8 protein-coding genes and 3 pseudogenes are annotated in these 12,891 nt (G+C 64.0%); 2 read left to right on the top strand and 9 right to left on the bottom strand.

Annotated elements, in window-relative coordinates; genetic code table 11:
- Nucleotides 1–18: 18 nt before the first annotated feature.
- The 9 genes and pseudogenes from ACUXVH_RS05215 to ACUXVH_RS05175 all read right to left on the bottom strand — a co-directional run.
- Entirely contained in the window at nt 19–963 is a 945-nt protein-coding gene (locus ACUXVH_RS05215; RefSeq protein ID WP_065364856.1) for a hypothetical protein, read from the bottom strand.
- A gap of 82 nt (nt 964–1,045) precedes the next feature.
- Nucleotides 1,046–1,486, bottom strand: a complete 441-nt coding sequence (locus tag ACUXVH_RS05210) for an IgaA/UmoB family intracellular growth attenuator (protein ID WP_015633891.1) — start codon at nt 1,484–1,486, stop codon at nt 1,046–1,048.
- Nucleotides 1,487–1,660: 174 nt separating this feature from the next.
- On the bottom strand, nt 1,661–3,124 hold the full coding sequence (selO, locus tag ACUXVH_RS05205) for a protein adenylyltransferase SelO (protein WP_065364857.1): 1,464 nt from the start codon (nt 3,122–3,124) through the stop codon (nt 1,661–1,663).
- A gap of 49 nt (nt 3,125–3,173) precedes the next feature.
- Nucleotides 3,174–6,527: a mechanosensitive channel MscK gene (gene mscK, locus ACUXVH_RS05200; protein ID WP_065364858.1), complete on the bottom strand. Its 3,354-nt coding sequence runs from the start codon at nt 6,525–6,527 to the stop codon at nt 3,174–3,176.
- Between the two features lie 62 nt (nt 6,528–6,589).
- Nucleotides 6,590–8,332 (bottom strand): potassium/proton antiporter, encoded by a 1,743-nt coding sequence (locus ACUXVH_RS05195; protein ID WP_011058861.1) that lies wholly within the window; start codon nt 8,330–8,332, stop codon nt 6,590–6,592.
- A 176-nt stretch (nt 8,333–8,508) separates the two neighbouring features.
- A pseudogene (locus ACUXVH_RS05190) lies at nt 8,509–9,108 on the bottom strand (methyl-accepting chemotaxis protein); the annotation flags it as partial.
- A 303-nt stretch (nt 9,109–9,411) separates the two neighbouring features.
- Nucleotides 9,412–10,068, bottom strand: a pseudogene (locus tag ACUXVH_RS05185) (MCP four helix bundle domain-containing protein); the annotation flags it as partial.
- Between the two features lie 260 nt (nt 10,069–10,328).
- Nucleotides 10,329–11,192 carry a methyl-accepting chemotaxis protein gene (locus ACUXVH_RS05180; protein WP_370511283.1) on the bottom strand — a complete coding sequence of 288 codons (864 nt, stop codon included), beginning with the start codon at nt 11,190–11,192 and terminating at the stop codon, nt 10,329–10,331.
- Nucleotides 11,184–11,954: pseudogene (locus ACUXVH_RS05175) on the bottom strand (MCP four helix bundle domain-containing protein); the annotation flags it as partial. The pseudogene ACUXVH_RS05175 and the gene ACUXVH_RS05180, both read right to left, overlap by 9 nt.
- Nucleotides 11,955–12,265: 311 nt before the next feature.
- On the opposite strand from ACUXVH_RS05175, the gene ACUXVH_RS05170 reads away from it, so the two are divergent.
- The gene (locus ACUXVH_RS05170) at nt 12,266–12,496 is read left to right on the top strand and encodes a hypothetical protein (protein ID WP_015633896.1); all 231 of its coding nucleotides are present in this window, start codon (nt 12,266–12,268) and stop codon (nt 12,494–12,496) included.
- On the top strand, nt 12,493–12,795 hold the full coding sequence (locus tag ACUXVH_RS05165; RefSeq protein WP_011058865.1) for a cell division protein ZapA: 303 nt from the start codon (nt 12,493–12,495) through the stop codon (nt 12,793–12,795). The genes ACUXVH_RS05170 and ACUXVH_RS05165 overlap by 4 nt, the downstream gene beginning before the upstream one ends.
- Nucleotides 12,796–12,891: the final 96 nt, after the last annotated feature.

Here is a 12,891-nt window from a genome sequence, read left to right as displayed (position 1 = left end):
CTGGTCGCATAGTGGCTGTTAGCGGTAGTCGACGCTGGTCAGGCGATCCAGGGTCCGGCCCATGTGAAAGGTGAACGGCCGGCCCAAGGTCTGCATCTTCTGCTCGCACAGCGCTTGCAGCTCGTCCTTGCGGGTGTCGAAGGCCAGGGCCGAGGTCAGGGTCTGGACGCCGATGGAGCCGATGACGATGGCGAATTCGTCAAGGGGCACCGGGGCGGGCCGGGTGATCTTCGAGCTGGATGGCCAGGCCTGGACGGTTTTGTGCCGCAGGAGCCGGTTCAGGTCCGGGTCATCGAAATGCACCTTGAGTGGCACCTTGGCAATGCTGCCGCCGCGGGTCAGCAAGGAGATCAGGCCGCGCTCGCTGTTGTCCTGTTCAAGGGCTTCGTAGGCGATCAGTTTCAAGGGCCTGGGCATGGCCAGGCGCGCGGTGATCTTGCAACTGACCGGGCCTTCGATTTCGCTCGCGTTGACGATGGCCTGCATGCTGTCTTCGTAGCTGCGGTCCAGCAGCATGCCGAACTCCGGCTCGAACGCCAGGGGGGCGTCGATGTTGTCCGGCAGGTCGCTGGTGCCGGAAGGGGTGACCTTGGCATGGGCGTTGTCCAGCTCCAGGCGCAGGTTCATCGAGCTGGCATTTCGCGCGCTGACGACCTGTTCGAGGATGGCCTTGAGGCTGCCCCGTTGTTCCGGGCTCAGGGAGTAGTCCACCAGGCGCAGGTGAATGACCTTGTCGTCCTCCTGGTCCCGCTCCAGGGCGATGGCGTCCGGGTCCAGGCCCTGGGCGCCGAGCGCGGTGTAAATGCTGTGTTTGTACGCCTCGTGCACCAACTGGTCGGAGTATTGCGGGCCGGCCTTGGGGTCGGAGCGCACCGACTCCTGGAAGTGCAGGGTGGCGAAGTCTTCCTTGCACCCGGCCAGCGACAGCAGCAGGGGCAACAGCAGCAGGTAGCGACGTTTCATGGCGGACTCTTGCAGGGCAGCGATGGTGGCAGGGCTCGGGGCATGGGCGAGCGGTGAAGGTGGCAGCCAGGCCGCCAGTGCGTCATTGGGCCAGGCGATGCCCGTTGAGGCCGATGACCACGGCGAACTTCTTGGCGATCACCACTTCGGCCTGGTTGTTGTCGGCCAGGAAGCTTTCCATCGGGAAGGGAAATTCCACGGGAATACCGGCGATCGACATGTGTTTCACCGACTGGACCTGCAGTTCCAGACCGTCGCTCGCGGTGCCGCCGCTAATCAGATAGACGCTGTCGCTGATCGGCTTGTAGGACATGCCGCCGCTGCCCTGGATGCGTTGCAGGCTGGCGGTCTGTTTGGCCAGCTCGTCCAGTTCGGCCTGGGTAATGCTGCGGTGCGCCTTACCGTGCAGGTGCAGGTCCTGCAGGTTCATGCGGTACTTGGCGCGGCGGCTCAGGTAGATGACGACCGACACCAGGCTGAAGACGGCCAGGGCGAGGGTGGCCAGGGTGAAGAACAGGTTCATGTGCATCCTTGCAGGTACTGGAAATCAGGGCGCGCATTATCCCTGCCCGTCAGTGGCGGGTCCATGCGCAATCCCAGGTTGAGCCAGTGCTGGACGGCAAGCGCCTGCTCAACCTGCGGCAGGTCCGCAGGTTGGCCTAGGGCTTGAAGGTATCGATGGACAGCTTCGCCCGACTCAGGACGAACAGCTGATTTCCAGGTGCTTGCCCCACTCCGGCGGGCGTTCGGCGTAGCTGTCCATGCCGGCCTGTTCCTCGAAAGGCCGGCTCAGCACCTGATGCAGGCGGCGCACTTCGCTGTAGTCCCCGGCTTCTGCGGCGTCGATGGCTTTCTGCGCCAAATAGTTGCGCAGGATGTACAGCGGGTTGACCGCGTGCATGCGCTCGCGGCGCAGGTCCTGGCCCTGGATCGGATCGCGGGCGACCCGTTCCCGGTACAGCTCGGCCCAGGCGTCGAAGCCGTTGCGGTCGACGAAGTCGTCCCGCAGCCGTGCCAGCGCCTGCTCCGGGGCGTGCTCCCCCAGCCGGCGGAAGAACAGGCTGTAGTCGACGCCGCTGTTCTGCATCAGTTGCAGCAGGCGTTCCACGAGCTGCTGGTCGTCGTCCTCGGCCTGGGTGAAGCCCAGGCGCCGGCGCATCAGGTCCAGGTAGTGGGCCTGGTACAGCGGCAGGAACAGGCCCAGGCTTTCGCGCAGCGCCTCGACACTGATGAACGGGGTCAGGGCCTGGGCCAGGGCGCTGAGGTTCCACTGGCCGATGGGTACCTGGTTGCTGAAGGAGTAGCGCCCCTGATCGTCCGAGTGGTTGCAGATGAAGTGGGCGTCGAAATCGTCGAGGAAGGCGAAGGGGCCGAAGTCGAAGGTGATGCCCAGGATCGACATGTTGTCGGTGTTCATCACCCCGTGGCAGAAACCGTAGGCCTGCCATTTGGCAATCAGCTCGGCATTGCGCTCGACGATCTCGCGGAACATCGCCAGGTAGGGTTCAGGCAGCTCTTGGCACTCGGGGAAATGCAGGGCCAGCACATGCTCCCCCAACTGCTTCTGCTGCTCGGGTTTCTTGGTGTAGTAGAAATACTCGAAATGGCCGAAGCGGATATGGCTCGGTGCCAGGCGCAGGACCATGGCCCCGCGCTCCTGCTTCTCGCGCCATACCGGAGTGTCCGAGTCGATCACGCACAGTGCGCGGCTGCTGGGAATGCCCAGGGCATGCAGGGCCTCGGAGGCAAGGAATTCGCGGATCGACGAGCGCAGCACCGCGCGGCCATCGCCCATGCGCGAATAGGGCGTCTGGCCGGCGCCCTTCAGGTGCAGGTCCCAGTGTTCTCCCGCCTGGTTGTAGACCTCGCCCAGCAGCAGCCCGCGGCCGTCCCCCAATTGCGGGTTGTAGGAGCCGAACTGATGCCCGGAATAGACCATCGCCCGGGGCTCGGCCTCGGCCCACAGCTTGTGCCCGCCGAACAGTTCGGCGAACACCGGGGTTTCGGCCACGGCCGGGTCCAGGTCCAGCAGCGCCATGGCGCCAGGGCTGGCGGCCACCAGCCGCGGGTTGTCGAGGGGTTCGGGCAGTACGTGGGTCGAGAAGGCGTCGCCCAGGCGGGCGAAGCGGTTGTCGAAGGTCAGTTCGTCGAGGGCTTTCAACGGCCATCTCCCAGCAGAATGTCCGAGTATTCTGCTGGGGAAAGAGGCCTTAGTCGAGTTTGCTGGCCGGCGGTTCCTGCAGCGGCTTGCCCTCGGCCACCGGGACTATGGTCTTGGCCTCGGGTTCGATGGGCACCATCTTGTATTCCTGGCCGTGGAGGTTCTTCAGGTAGACCTCCATCTGCCGGAACGAGATGTTGATGTGCTGTTTCTTGAACTCGCGGTTGATGAAGCGGTTGACTTCGTCGACCACCGGGTTGCGGTCCCCCAGCTCGCGCACGTGCATGCGCAGCTCATGGTCCAGGGTGCTTTCACCGAAGTTCAGGAAGTACACATGGGGTTCCGGCTCCTTGAGGACCCGCGGGTTCTCCCGGGCGGCCTTGAGCAGCAGTTCCTTGACCAGGTCCAGGTCCGAACCGTAGTCGACACCGAGCTTGAGGGTCACCCGGGTGATGGTGTCGGTCAGCGACCAGTTGATCAACTGCCCGGTGATGAAGGTCTGGTTGGGGACGATGATGTCCTTGCGGTCGAAGTCGGTGATGGTGGTGGCGCGGATGCGGATCTTGCTCACGGTGCCCGACAGGTTGCCGATGGTGATGGTGTCGCCGATCCGTACCGGGCGCTCGAACAGGATGATGATGCCGGAGATGAAGTTGGCGAAGATCGCCTGCATGCCGAAGCCCAGGCCCACGGACAAGGCGGCCACCAGCCATTGCAGCTTGTCCCAGCTGACCCCCAGGGTCGACAGGGTGGCGACGAAACCTATCCCGGCGATGGCGTAGGACAGCAGGGTGGTGGTGGCATAGGCGCTGCCCTGGGCCAGGTCCAGCTTGGACAGCACCAGTACCTCCAGCAGGCCAGGCAGGTTGCGCGCCAGGGCGAAGGTGATGCCGACGATGATCAGCGCGCCGATGACGTCGCCGATGCTGATGGGCACCATGCTCATGTTGGCGCCGGTGCCGCTGGTGTATTCGTAGAGGGTGACGTTGTCCAGGTAAGAGAACACCGTGATCAGGTCTGCCCATACCCAGTACAGCGCCGCCATGAAGCCGCCCAGCAGGGCCAGGCGGATCAGGCGCAGGGATTGCTCGTTGACCTTCTCGATATCCAGGGTCGGCTCTTCCACCACCGCCTCGCCGCTTTCCCCGGCTTCCTTGGCGGCCTGGCGCTTGCTCAGCGCGCGCTGGTAGGCCAGGCGCCGGGCCGCCACGCTCAGGCCGCGGACGAAGGTGGCCTCGATCACCAGCCAGAACATCAGCAGGTACAGGGTGTTGATCAGCCGGTCGCTGAGTTTCAGGGCGGTGTAGTAGTAGCCGAAGCACACGGCGATGAACAGGGCGATCGGCAGCAGGGTGAAGAGCACGCCCACGGCCTTGCGGAACAGCGAGGTGTTCTGGTGGGTCGGGCTGCTCAGCAGCAGGCGGCTCAGCAGCCAGGCCATCAGTGCATAGCAGGTCAGCACCACGGCGATGCCCAGCACGTCCTCGGCCAGGGCCGCGGGTTGGTGCTCGGCCACCGCCACCACGGCCACCAGTGCCAGGACCACCAGCCCCAGGCGGCGGACCCAGCCCTGGAGGAATTCCACCTGGGGTTTTTCCCAGCGGAAATGCAGTTCCGCCACGCCGCCGGGGGCGAGGATCCGATAGGCGGTATAGAACACCAGCCAGGCCTGGGCGATCTGCAGCAGCGCGGCGCCGAGGTTGGCGTTCTGCCCACGGGCGTCGATCTGCAGGGCGTAGCCGCACAGGGCCAGGACCAGGGTTACCGGCATCGCCAGGAGGATGTTCACCAGGATCGCCAGCGGTGTGTGCCACTGGCTGTCGCGTTTGAAATGGCCGATGTCCTTGTGCACCTTGTTCAGGCGCGCATACAGGGCCTTGCGCCGCCACAGCAGGGCGCCGAACAGCAGCGCCAGGGGCAGGAACAGCAGTGGCCGCTGGGCCAGGCCGTCAGTCAGTTCGCTGAGACTGGAGGCCCAGGGCAGGGTAGTGACCTGGCGCTCCAGGCGCACGGGGACGCTTTGCAGCCACTCGGCGTCCAGCGGCTTGTTGCTGGGGATCCAGAACATCTGCTCGTCGAGGGTCGCTCGCATGCTCTGGGAGGTGCTGAGCAGTTGCTTCTGGTTCAGCTGCAGGGTGATGGATTCATTGAGCAGCGCGCTCAGCTCGCGGTTCAGGCGTTCCAGCAGGTCGGCGCGGGTGATGGCGAGATCGATCAGGGTCCGGCGCAGTTGTGGCGTGACCTGTTCCGGGGGTTGGTTCTTGAGCAGGTTGTCGACGTAGGTGCTGGGGCTGCCCAGCAGCTCGCGCTGTTGATTGACTTCGAACTGATAGAGGCGGATGTCGGCGATTTCGTCCGCCAGGTCGCGGTCCAGTTTCAGGCGCGGCAGGGCCTGCTTCTGTTTATAGAGGATCTTCGACAGCAGCAGGCTGCCCTTGAGCACGTTGATCTGCTCGTCCAGGGCCGCATCGCTCTGGGTCACGCTGTCCAGCTGCTGCTTGGTCAGCAGGTTCTGCTGGGTCAGTTCGTTGAGGCGGTCGGTGCTTTTGAGCAGGTAGTCGGAGAGCCTGAGGTTGCTGGCGCTCTCGGTGGCCAGCAGGCTGCTGCTCCCGGCCTTCTGCGCCTCGATGGACTGCTGGGTCACGGTTTCCTGGGACTGGGCCAGGCGCTTCTGGTTGATCAGGGTCTGCAGGTCCTGGATTTCCTGCTCCAGGCGCGCGGTCTTTTCCATCAGCAGGTCATGCTGGCTACTGCCCAGATCCTGCAATTGGCTGTTGCCGGCCAGTTCCTGGCGGCGCAGGGGGATCAGCGCGTTGATCGCTGCCAGCTCGGCGTTGAGCAGGTTACGCTGGTCGGCGCTGAGTAGCTTGCCGCCGTCCTTGCCGGATTTGAGTGCGGCGTTGATCTGCAGGATGCGCGTCTGGCTGCTGCTGATCTCCGCCTGGGCGCGCTCGGGGCGGGTCTGGGCGGTGATGTCCAGGGTATTGGCGTCGGCCAGGGCCTTTTGCAGGTCGCCCTGCAGGCTGGTGCGCTCGGTCAGCAGCTGTTCGAGCTGCGATACCGGCAACGAGCCGTAGCGCTGGATCACCGGGACCACTTTGCTGGCTTTCAGGCGGGCCAGTTCGCGCTGGTTTTCCGATGTCTGGCGCGGGGCATTGCTCAATTGCTGCTTGAGATCGCTCAGGCGCTGCTCATAGTTCTGCTTGTTGGCCAGCTGGTTCAGGGTGTTCTGCAGCAGGGTCTGCAGGGCCTTCTGGTCGGCCTCCGGCAGTTTGCGCTCGGCGATCTTGTCCAGGCTCTGCTGGACCGCCTCGGCGCTGGGCGGGTCACCGCCCTGTACCGCGCCGACAGAGAGGCTCAGGCCCAGCAGGGCAACAGCGAAAAATTTACGCAGGATAGGCATAGAGGTCGGTCAAGCAAGTAGGAATAGGGGGCGCCATGCCGGGGGCTGACGCGTTCCGCAGTTTAGAGGAAGAGTCCGGGGCCGGGGCGACTTCCTTCGGGGAATCTGACGCCGACCTTGCCGATCTTGTTCCCGTCCATCACGGCCACGGTCCAGATGGTGTTGTTCCATTCCACCTGGTCGCCGACCACCGGTGCACCACCGACCTTCTGGGCGATGAAGGCGCCCAGCGGCATGTCTGCGTCCTGGCCGTCGAGCTTGAGCCCGTAGAGCGCCGAGACCGCGCCCAGCTGGGCATCGCCCTCGAGCACGAAGTCACCGAAGAAGCGCAGGTCCAGGCCGCGTTCCGGAGCCTGGCTGAAGAGTTTGCCCAGGGCCGGGAGGTTGTGTTCATGGCCGATCACGCACAGCAGATCGTCGGCTTCGAGCACCGTACTACCCGACGGATGGAGCAGTTGCTGGCCACGAAACAGTGCGGCGATGCGCGTGCCCTCGGGCATTTTCAGCTCCCGCAGGGCGGCGCCGATGCACCATTTCTCCGCCCCCAGGCGGTAGACGAACAGCTCCCACTCGCTGGTGACGTGGACCTCCAGGGCCGCCCGGGAGATCGGTGCCGGCTCCGGTGGAACCGTCACCTTCAGCCACTTGGCCACCCACGGCAGGCTGGTGCCCTGCACCAGCAGCGAGATCAGGACGATGAAGAACGCCAGGTTGAAGTACAGCTGGGCATTGGGCAGCCCGGCCATCAGCGGGAACACCGCGAGAATGATCGGTACCGCACCGCGCAGCCCGACCCAGGAAATGAAGGCCTTTTCCCGGCCATGGAAGGCCTTGAACGGCGCCAGGCCCACCAGCACCGACAGCGGTCGGGCGAACAGGATCATCCACAGCGCCAGGCCCAGGGCCGGCAGGGCGATGGGCAGCAGGTCGTGGGGGGTGACCAGCAGCCCCAGCACCAGGAACATGCCGATCTGTGCCAGCCAGGCCATGCCGTCGAGCATGTGCAGGATGCCGTGGCGGCTGCGTACCGGGCGGTTGCCGATCACCAGGCCGCACAGGTACACGGCGAGGAAGCCGCTGCCGTGCAGGGCGTTGGTCAGGGCGAACACCACCAGGCCGCCGGCCACCACCAGGATCGGGTACAGACCGGTGGCCAGGTGGATGCGGTTGACCAGTTGCAACATCAGCCAGCCACCGCCCAGGCCGATCACCGCGCCGATGCCGAACTCGCGGATCAGGTCCGTCAGCAGGCTCCAGTGCAGGCCGGTGTGGCCGCTGGCGAGCATGTCGATCAGGGTCACGGTGAGGAACACCGCCATCGGGTCGTTGCTGCCGGATTCGATCTCCAGGCTGGCGGTGACCCGCTCGTTGAGGCCCTTGCCCCCCAGCAGCGAGAACACCGCGGCGGCGTCGGTGGAGCCGACGATGGCGCCGATCAGCAGGCCCTGGATCAGGTTGAGGTCGAACAGCCAGGCGGCTGCCATGCCGGTCAGGCCAGTGGTGATCAGCACCCCCACCGTGGCCAGGGACAGCGCCGGCCACAGGGCCACGCGGAAACTCGCGACCCGGGTACGCAGGCCGCCGTCCAGCAGGATCACGGCCAGGGCCAGGTTGCCCACCAGGTAGGCGGTCGGGTAGTTGTCGAAGATGATGCCGCCGCCGTCCACCCCGGCGGTCATGCCCACGGCCAGGATGATCACCAGGATCGGGATGCCCAGGCGCGATGAAAGTGAACTCACCAGAATGCTCGCACCTACCAGCAACGCGCCGATCAAGAACAGGCTGTTGATGGTCGTCGCATTCAAAGGCAGTACTCCAGGGCGAAAAAGGCGGGCGTAGGCTGACCATGCAGTCTGCGTGCCAGCGATTCTAACCTGTTGAAATACGCCACTGTCAAAAAGCTTTTGGCGACAGTGGCGGATTCCCCAGGTGCGAATTCCGGCGCCGTTTTACCGGCGCCATCCAGGGCTGGCGGGGTGTTTCAGAGGCGGAAGCGGGCAACCATGCCGTTGAGGTCCACGGCCAGGCGCGACAGCTCGTTGCTGGCTGCACTGGTCTGGTTGGCACCGGTGGAGGACTGCACCGACAAGTCGCGGATGTTCACCAGGTTGCGGTCCACTTCCCGGGCCACCTGGGCCTGTTCTTCAGCGGCGCTGGCGATCACCAGGTTGCGTTCGTTGATCTCGATGATGGCGCTGTTGATGGTGTCCAGGGACAGGCCGGCACCCCGGGCGATATTCAGGGTCGATTCGGCGCGTTCGGTGCTGTTGCGCATGGAATCCACGGCGTGCTCGGTGCCGCTCTGGATGCTGCCGATCATGCGTTCGATTTCGCTGGTGGACTGCTGGGTGCGGTGGGCCAGGGCGCGGACTTCGTCGGCGACCACGGCAAAACCGCGACCGGCCTCACCGGCACGGGCGGCCTCGATGGCGGCATTGAGGGCCAGCAGGTTGGTCTGGTCGGCCAGGCCGCGAATCACGTCCAGCACCTTGCCGATGTCCCGGGACTCGTTGGCCAGGTCGCCGATCAGGCTGGCGGTGCCTTGCACGTCGGAGCTCATGCGCTCGATGGCTGACACGGTTTCCTGCACCAGGTCGCGGCCGTCGCCGGCGGAGGCGGTGGCATTCTTCGAGGCTTCGGAGGTGCTCACCGCATTGCGTGCCACTTCTTCCACGGCGCTGGTCATTTCATTGACCGCGGTGGCGGCCTGTTCGATCTCGTTGTTCTGCTGGGTCAGGCCGCGGGCGCTTTCCTCGGTGACGCTGTTGAGCTCTTCGGCCGCCGAAGCCAACTGGGTGGCGGAACCGGAGATGCGCTGCAGGGTGTCGCGCAGTTTTTCCTGCATCTTGGCCATGGCCTGCAACAGGCGCCCGGCCTCGTCACTGCCATCGACCTTGATCGGCCGGGTCAGGTTGCCCTCGGCGATTTCCTCGGCGGCGCCCAGGGCGTTGGCGATGGGCTGGGTGATGCTGCGGGTCAGCAGCCAGGCGAAGAGGAAGGTCAGGCCAGTAGCCAGCACCAGCAGCGCCACCACCAGGTTGAAGGCCGAGGAGTACTGTTCGGCGGCTTGCTGGTTGGTGTCCACGGTCTGCTGGGTGTTGATCTCCAGCAAGCGGTTGAGCACGGTGTTCATGGCTTCGGAGTTGTTCAGCAGTTCGGTGTTGAGCAAGTTGCGCAGCTCATCCACCTGATTGTTGCGCGACAGGCTCTTCATCCGCTCTTCGATCTGCCGGTACTGGCCCAGCAATTGGAGATACTGCTCGTAGGCGGATTTTTCTTCCGGGCTGGTGATGAATTTTTCGTAGATGACCTGGGCGGCGCGGATCTGCTGGTTGCGCATTTCCAGCAGTTCGATGGTCTTTTGCTGCACGTCCGGCTCACGGTTCACCAGCAAGCGGTAGGACAGCACCCGCAGGCGCAGGGTCAACTGGGTGAATTCGTCGAGGCTCTTGATGCTTGGCACGCTGCTCGACGTGATGTCTTCGGCGGCGCCGCGGATCTTGCTCATCTGGTTCAGGGCGAACACCCCGAGGATCAGCATCAAGCCGCCGATCATGGCGAAGCCGAGGAAGGCCCGCGGAGCGATATTCATATTACGAAGGGACATGGTAGGTACCAAAAAGGGCGCATCCGTGCGGGGCTTGAGACTGACTCTACCGTGACTTATCGGTCGTACGACTAAAGTCTTGAGTCTCGCCGTGGATTAAGCCTGTCCGGTACCTGCCTGCTGGGGTGCCTTGAACGCCACCCTCACCAGCCCCCACCGCTCAACGGCGGGAGCTGGAGCAGGGCGCAAGGGCTTCAGAGCTTGAATCGGGTGACCAGGTTGTTCAGGTCGACCGCCAGGCGTGACAGCTCGCTGCTGGCGGCCTGGGTCTGGTTGGCACCGGTGGTGGACTGTACCGACAGGTCGCGGATGTTCACCAGGTTGCGGTCCACTTCACGGGCCACCTGGGCCTGTTCTTCAGCGGCGCTGGCGATCACCAGGTTGCGTTCGTTGATTTCGCTGATGGCGCTGTTGATGGTGTCCAGGGACTGGCCGGCCCCCCGGGCGATGCTCAGGGTCGATTCGGCGCGTTCGGTGCTGTTGCGCATGGAGTCCACGGCGTGCTCGGTGCCGCTCTGGATGCTGCCGATCATGCGTTCGATTTCGCTGGTGGACTGCTGGGTGCGGTGGGCCAGGGCGCGGACTTCGTCGGCGACCACGGCAAAACCGCGACCGGCCTCACCGGCCCGGGCAGCCTCGATGGCGGCATTGAGGGCCAGCAGGTTGGTCTGGTCGGCCAGGCCGCGAATCACGTCCAGTACCTTGCCGATGTCCCGGGACTCGTTGGCCAGGTCGCCGATCAGGCTGGCGGTGCCTTGCACGTCGGAGCTCATGCGCTCGATGGCCGACACGGTTTCGCGCACCAGGTCGCGGCCGTCGCCGGCGGAAGTGGTGGCGCTCTTCGAGGCTTCGGAGGTGCTCACCGCATTGCGCGCCACTTCCTCCACGGCGCTGGTCATTTCATTGACCGCGGTGGCGGCCTGTTCGATCTCGTTGTTCTGCTGGGTCAGGCCGCGGGCGCCTTCCTCGGTGACGCTGTTGAGCTCTTCGGCCGCCGACGCCAACTGATGGGCGGAGCCGGAAATACTCTGCAGGGTGTCGCGCAGCTTTTCCTGCATCGTGACCATGGCTTGCAGCAGGCGCCCGGCTTCGTCGCTGCCATCGACCGTGATGGGGCGGGTCAGGTTGCCTTCGGCGATCTCTTCGGCGGCCCTCAGGGCATTGGCGATGGGCTGGGTGATGCTGCGGATCAGGCGCCAGGCGAACAGCAGGGTCAGGGCGCTGGCCAGCACCAGCAGCCCTACCACCAGATTGAAGGCTCTGCGGTACTGAGCGGCAGCATCATCGTCGGCGACGGTGGCGTAATGGCTGTTGATCTCCACCAGTTGGTTGAGGACCGCGTTGATCTTTTCGGCGCTGTCCATCAGGTCGGTATTGAGCAGTTGTTGCATGGCCTCAAGCTGGTTGTTGTGCGACAGCTCGATCAGTTGGCTCTCCAACTGCCGGTGGTGGCTCAGCAGCGTGCCGTATTGCTCGTAGGCAAGGCGCTCCTCGGGGCTGCTGATGAGCTTCAGGTACTGGGCCCGGGCTTCTTCGATCTTCTGGTTGCGCTGGTCGATGGCATCCAGGGTCTGCTGCTGGGCCTGGGGTTCGCGGTTGAGCAGCAGCCGGTAGGCCTGGACCCGTTGGCGCAGGCTGAGCTGGGTGAATTCATCGACGCTCTTGATGCTCGGGATGGTGTCCTGGCTCATGCGCTCGGTGGCTGAGCGGATCTTGCCCATCTGATTCAGGGCGAACACCCCGAGAAACAGCATCAGGCAGCCGATCAGGGCAAATCCGAGGAAAGCCCTCGGGGCAATATTCAGGGAGCGCAGGGACATGGACATTACCTCGGGTGAGCGCTTTATTGCGCTGGCAGGATCAGGGACGTACCTGTCTATCGCGTTGAACAATGGCTTCTTGAACCGGCGGATGCAGTTTCAGAAATTTCTTATGCGTAACTGGGAAAGTTCATAAAAGTCCGAGACTCCGACGAGGCGTCAGGAACCGGAGCGCAGAATGACAGTCTCTAACAGCTCTCGCGGAAGGGTCATCGCCAGTAAAATCAAGGCTTTGCGCCTGGATAACCCTGGCATCCAGGGTGACTTTTCTTTATCGTACGCGCCCTTTGCAAAAAGCCCGGAAGATCAAAATGTTGGAAGCATCCCTCAGCCAATTGGAACAGCTGGTCAGCGACCTGGTGGTACAGAACCAGGAACTGCTCGGTACGAACGCAGCCCTCAAGGAACAACTGGACCAGGCCAAGGATGAAAACGAAAGCCTGCAACTGAGCCTGATGGAGCAGGAAGAAAAGCAAGGCGCCACCGCTGCCCGGATCCAGGCGCTGGTTGAGCGTGTCAGCGCGAGCCCGGCCAATCCATGAGACATCACATCGATGGAGTGAAGGTCGTTTCGATCCTGGGGGAGGATTACTCGATCAAGGCGCCGGCCGGGGAAGAACAGACCCTGATGGACGCTGCGCTGATGCTCAAGGCGGCCCTGGCCGACACCAAGAAGAAGTACCCGACGCTGATCGGCGAGCGCCTGCTGGTGCTGGCGGCGATGAACCTGTGCTCGCAGCAGATCGAGATGCAGAAGCGCCATGCCCAGGAACTGGAGCGCTATCAGGAGCAAGTGAGCGCCACCGTCGAGGTCATTGCCAAGACCATTCAACAGAACTGACGGAACTGCACACAGCCGCAGGGTTATAGGTTGGACAAACATAACTAATGTTTGTATACAACCTTCCGCGGCTGGCGCGACATTTCAGCCTCTTAT

It is taken from the genome of Pseudomonas sp. 8(2025), from assembly GCF_052665325.1.
The sequence above is the reverse complement of the archived record's forward strand: the minus strand, read 5'-3'. Positions and strand labels throughout refer to the sequence as shown.

Coding starts and splice junctions, on each gene's coding strand:
- ACUXVH_RS05215 (WP_065364856.1), bottom strand. CDS start 963: ATGAAACGTCGCTACCTGCTGCTGTTGCCCCTGCTGCTGTCGCTGGCC.
- ACUXVH_RS05210 (WP_015633891.1), bottom strand. CDS start 1,486: ATGAACCTGTTCTTCACCCTGGCCACCCTCGCCCTGGCCGTCTTCAGC.
- mscK (WP_065364858.1), bottom strand. CDS start 6,527: ATGCCTATCCTGCGTAAATTTTTCGCTGTTGCCCTGCTGGGCCTGAGC.
- ACUXVH_RS05180 (WP_370511283.1), bottom strand. CDS start 11,192: ATGCAGGAAAAGCTGCGCGACACCCTGCAGAGTATTTCCGGCTCCGCC.
- ACUXVH_RS05170 (WP_015633896.1), top strand. CDS start 12,266: ATGTTGGAAGCATCCCTCAGCCAATTGGAACAGCTGGTCAGCGACCTG.
- ACUXVH_RS05165 (WP_011058865.1), top strand. CDS start 12,493: ATGAGACATCACATCGATGGAGTGAAGGTCGTTTCGATCCTGGGGGAG.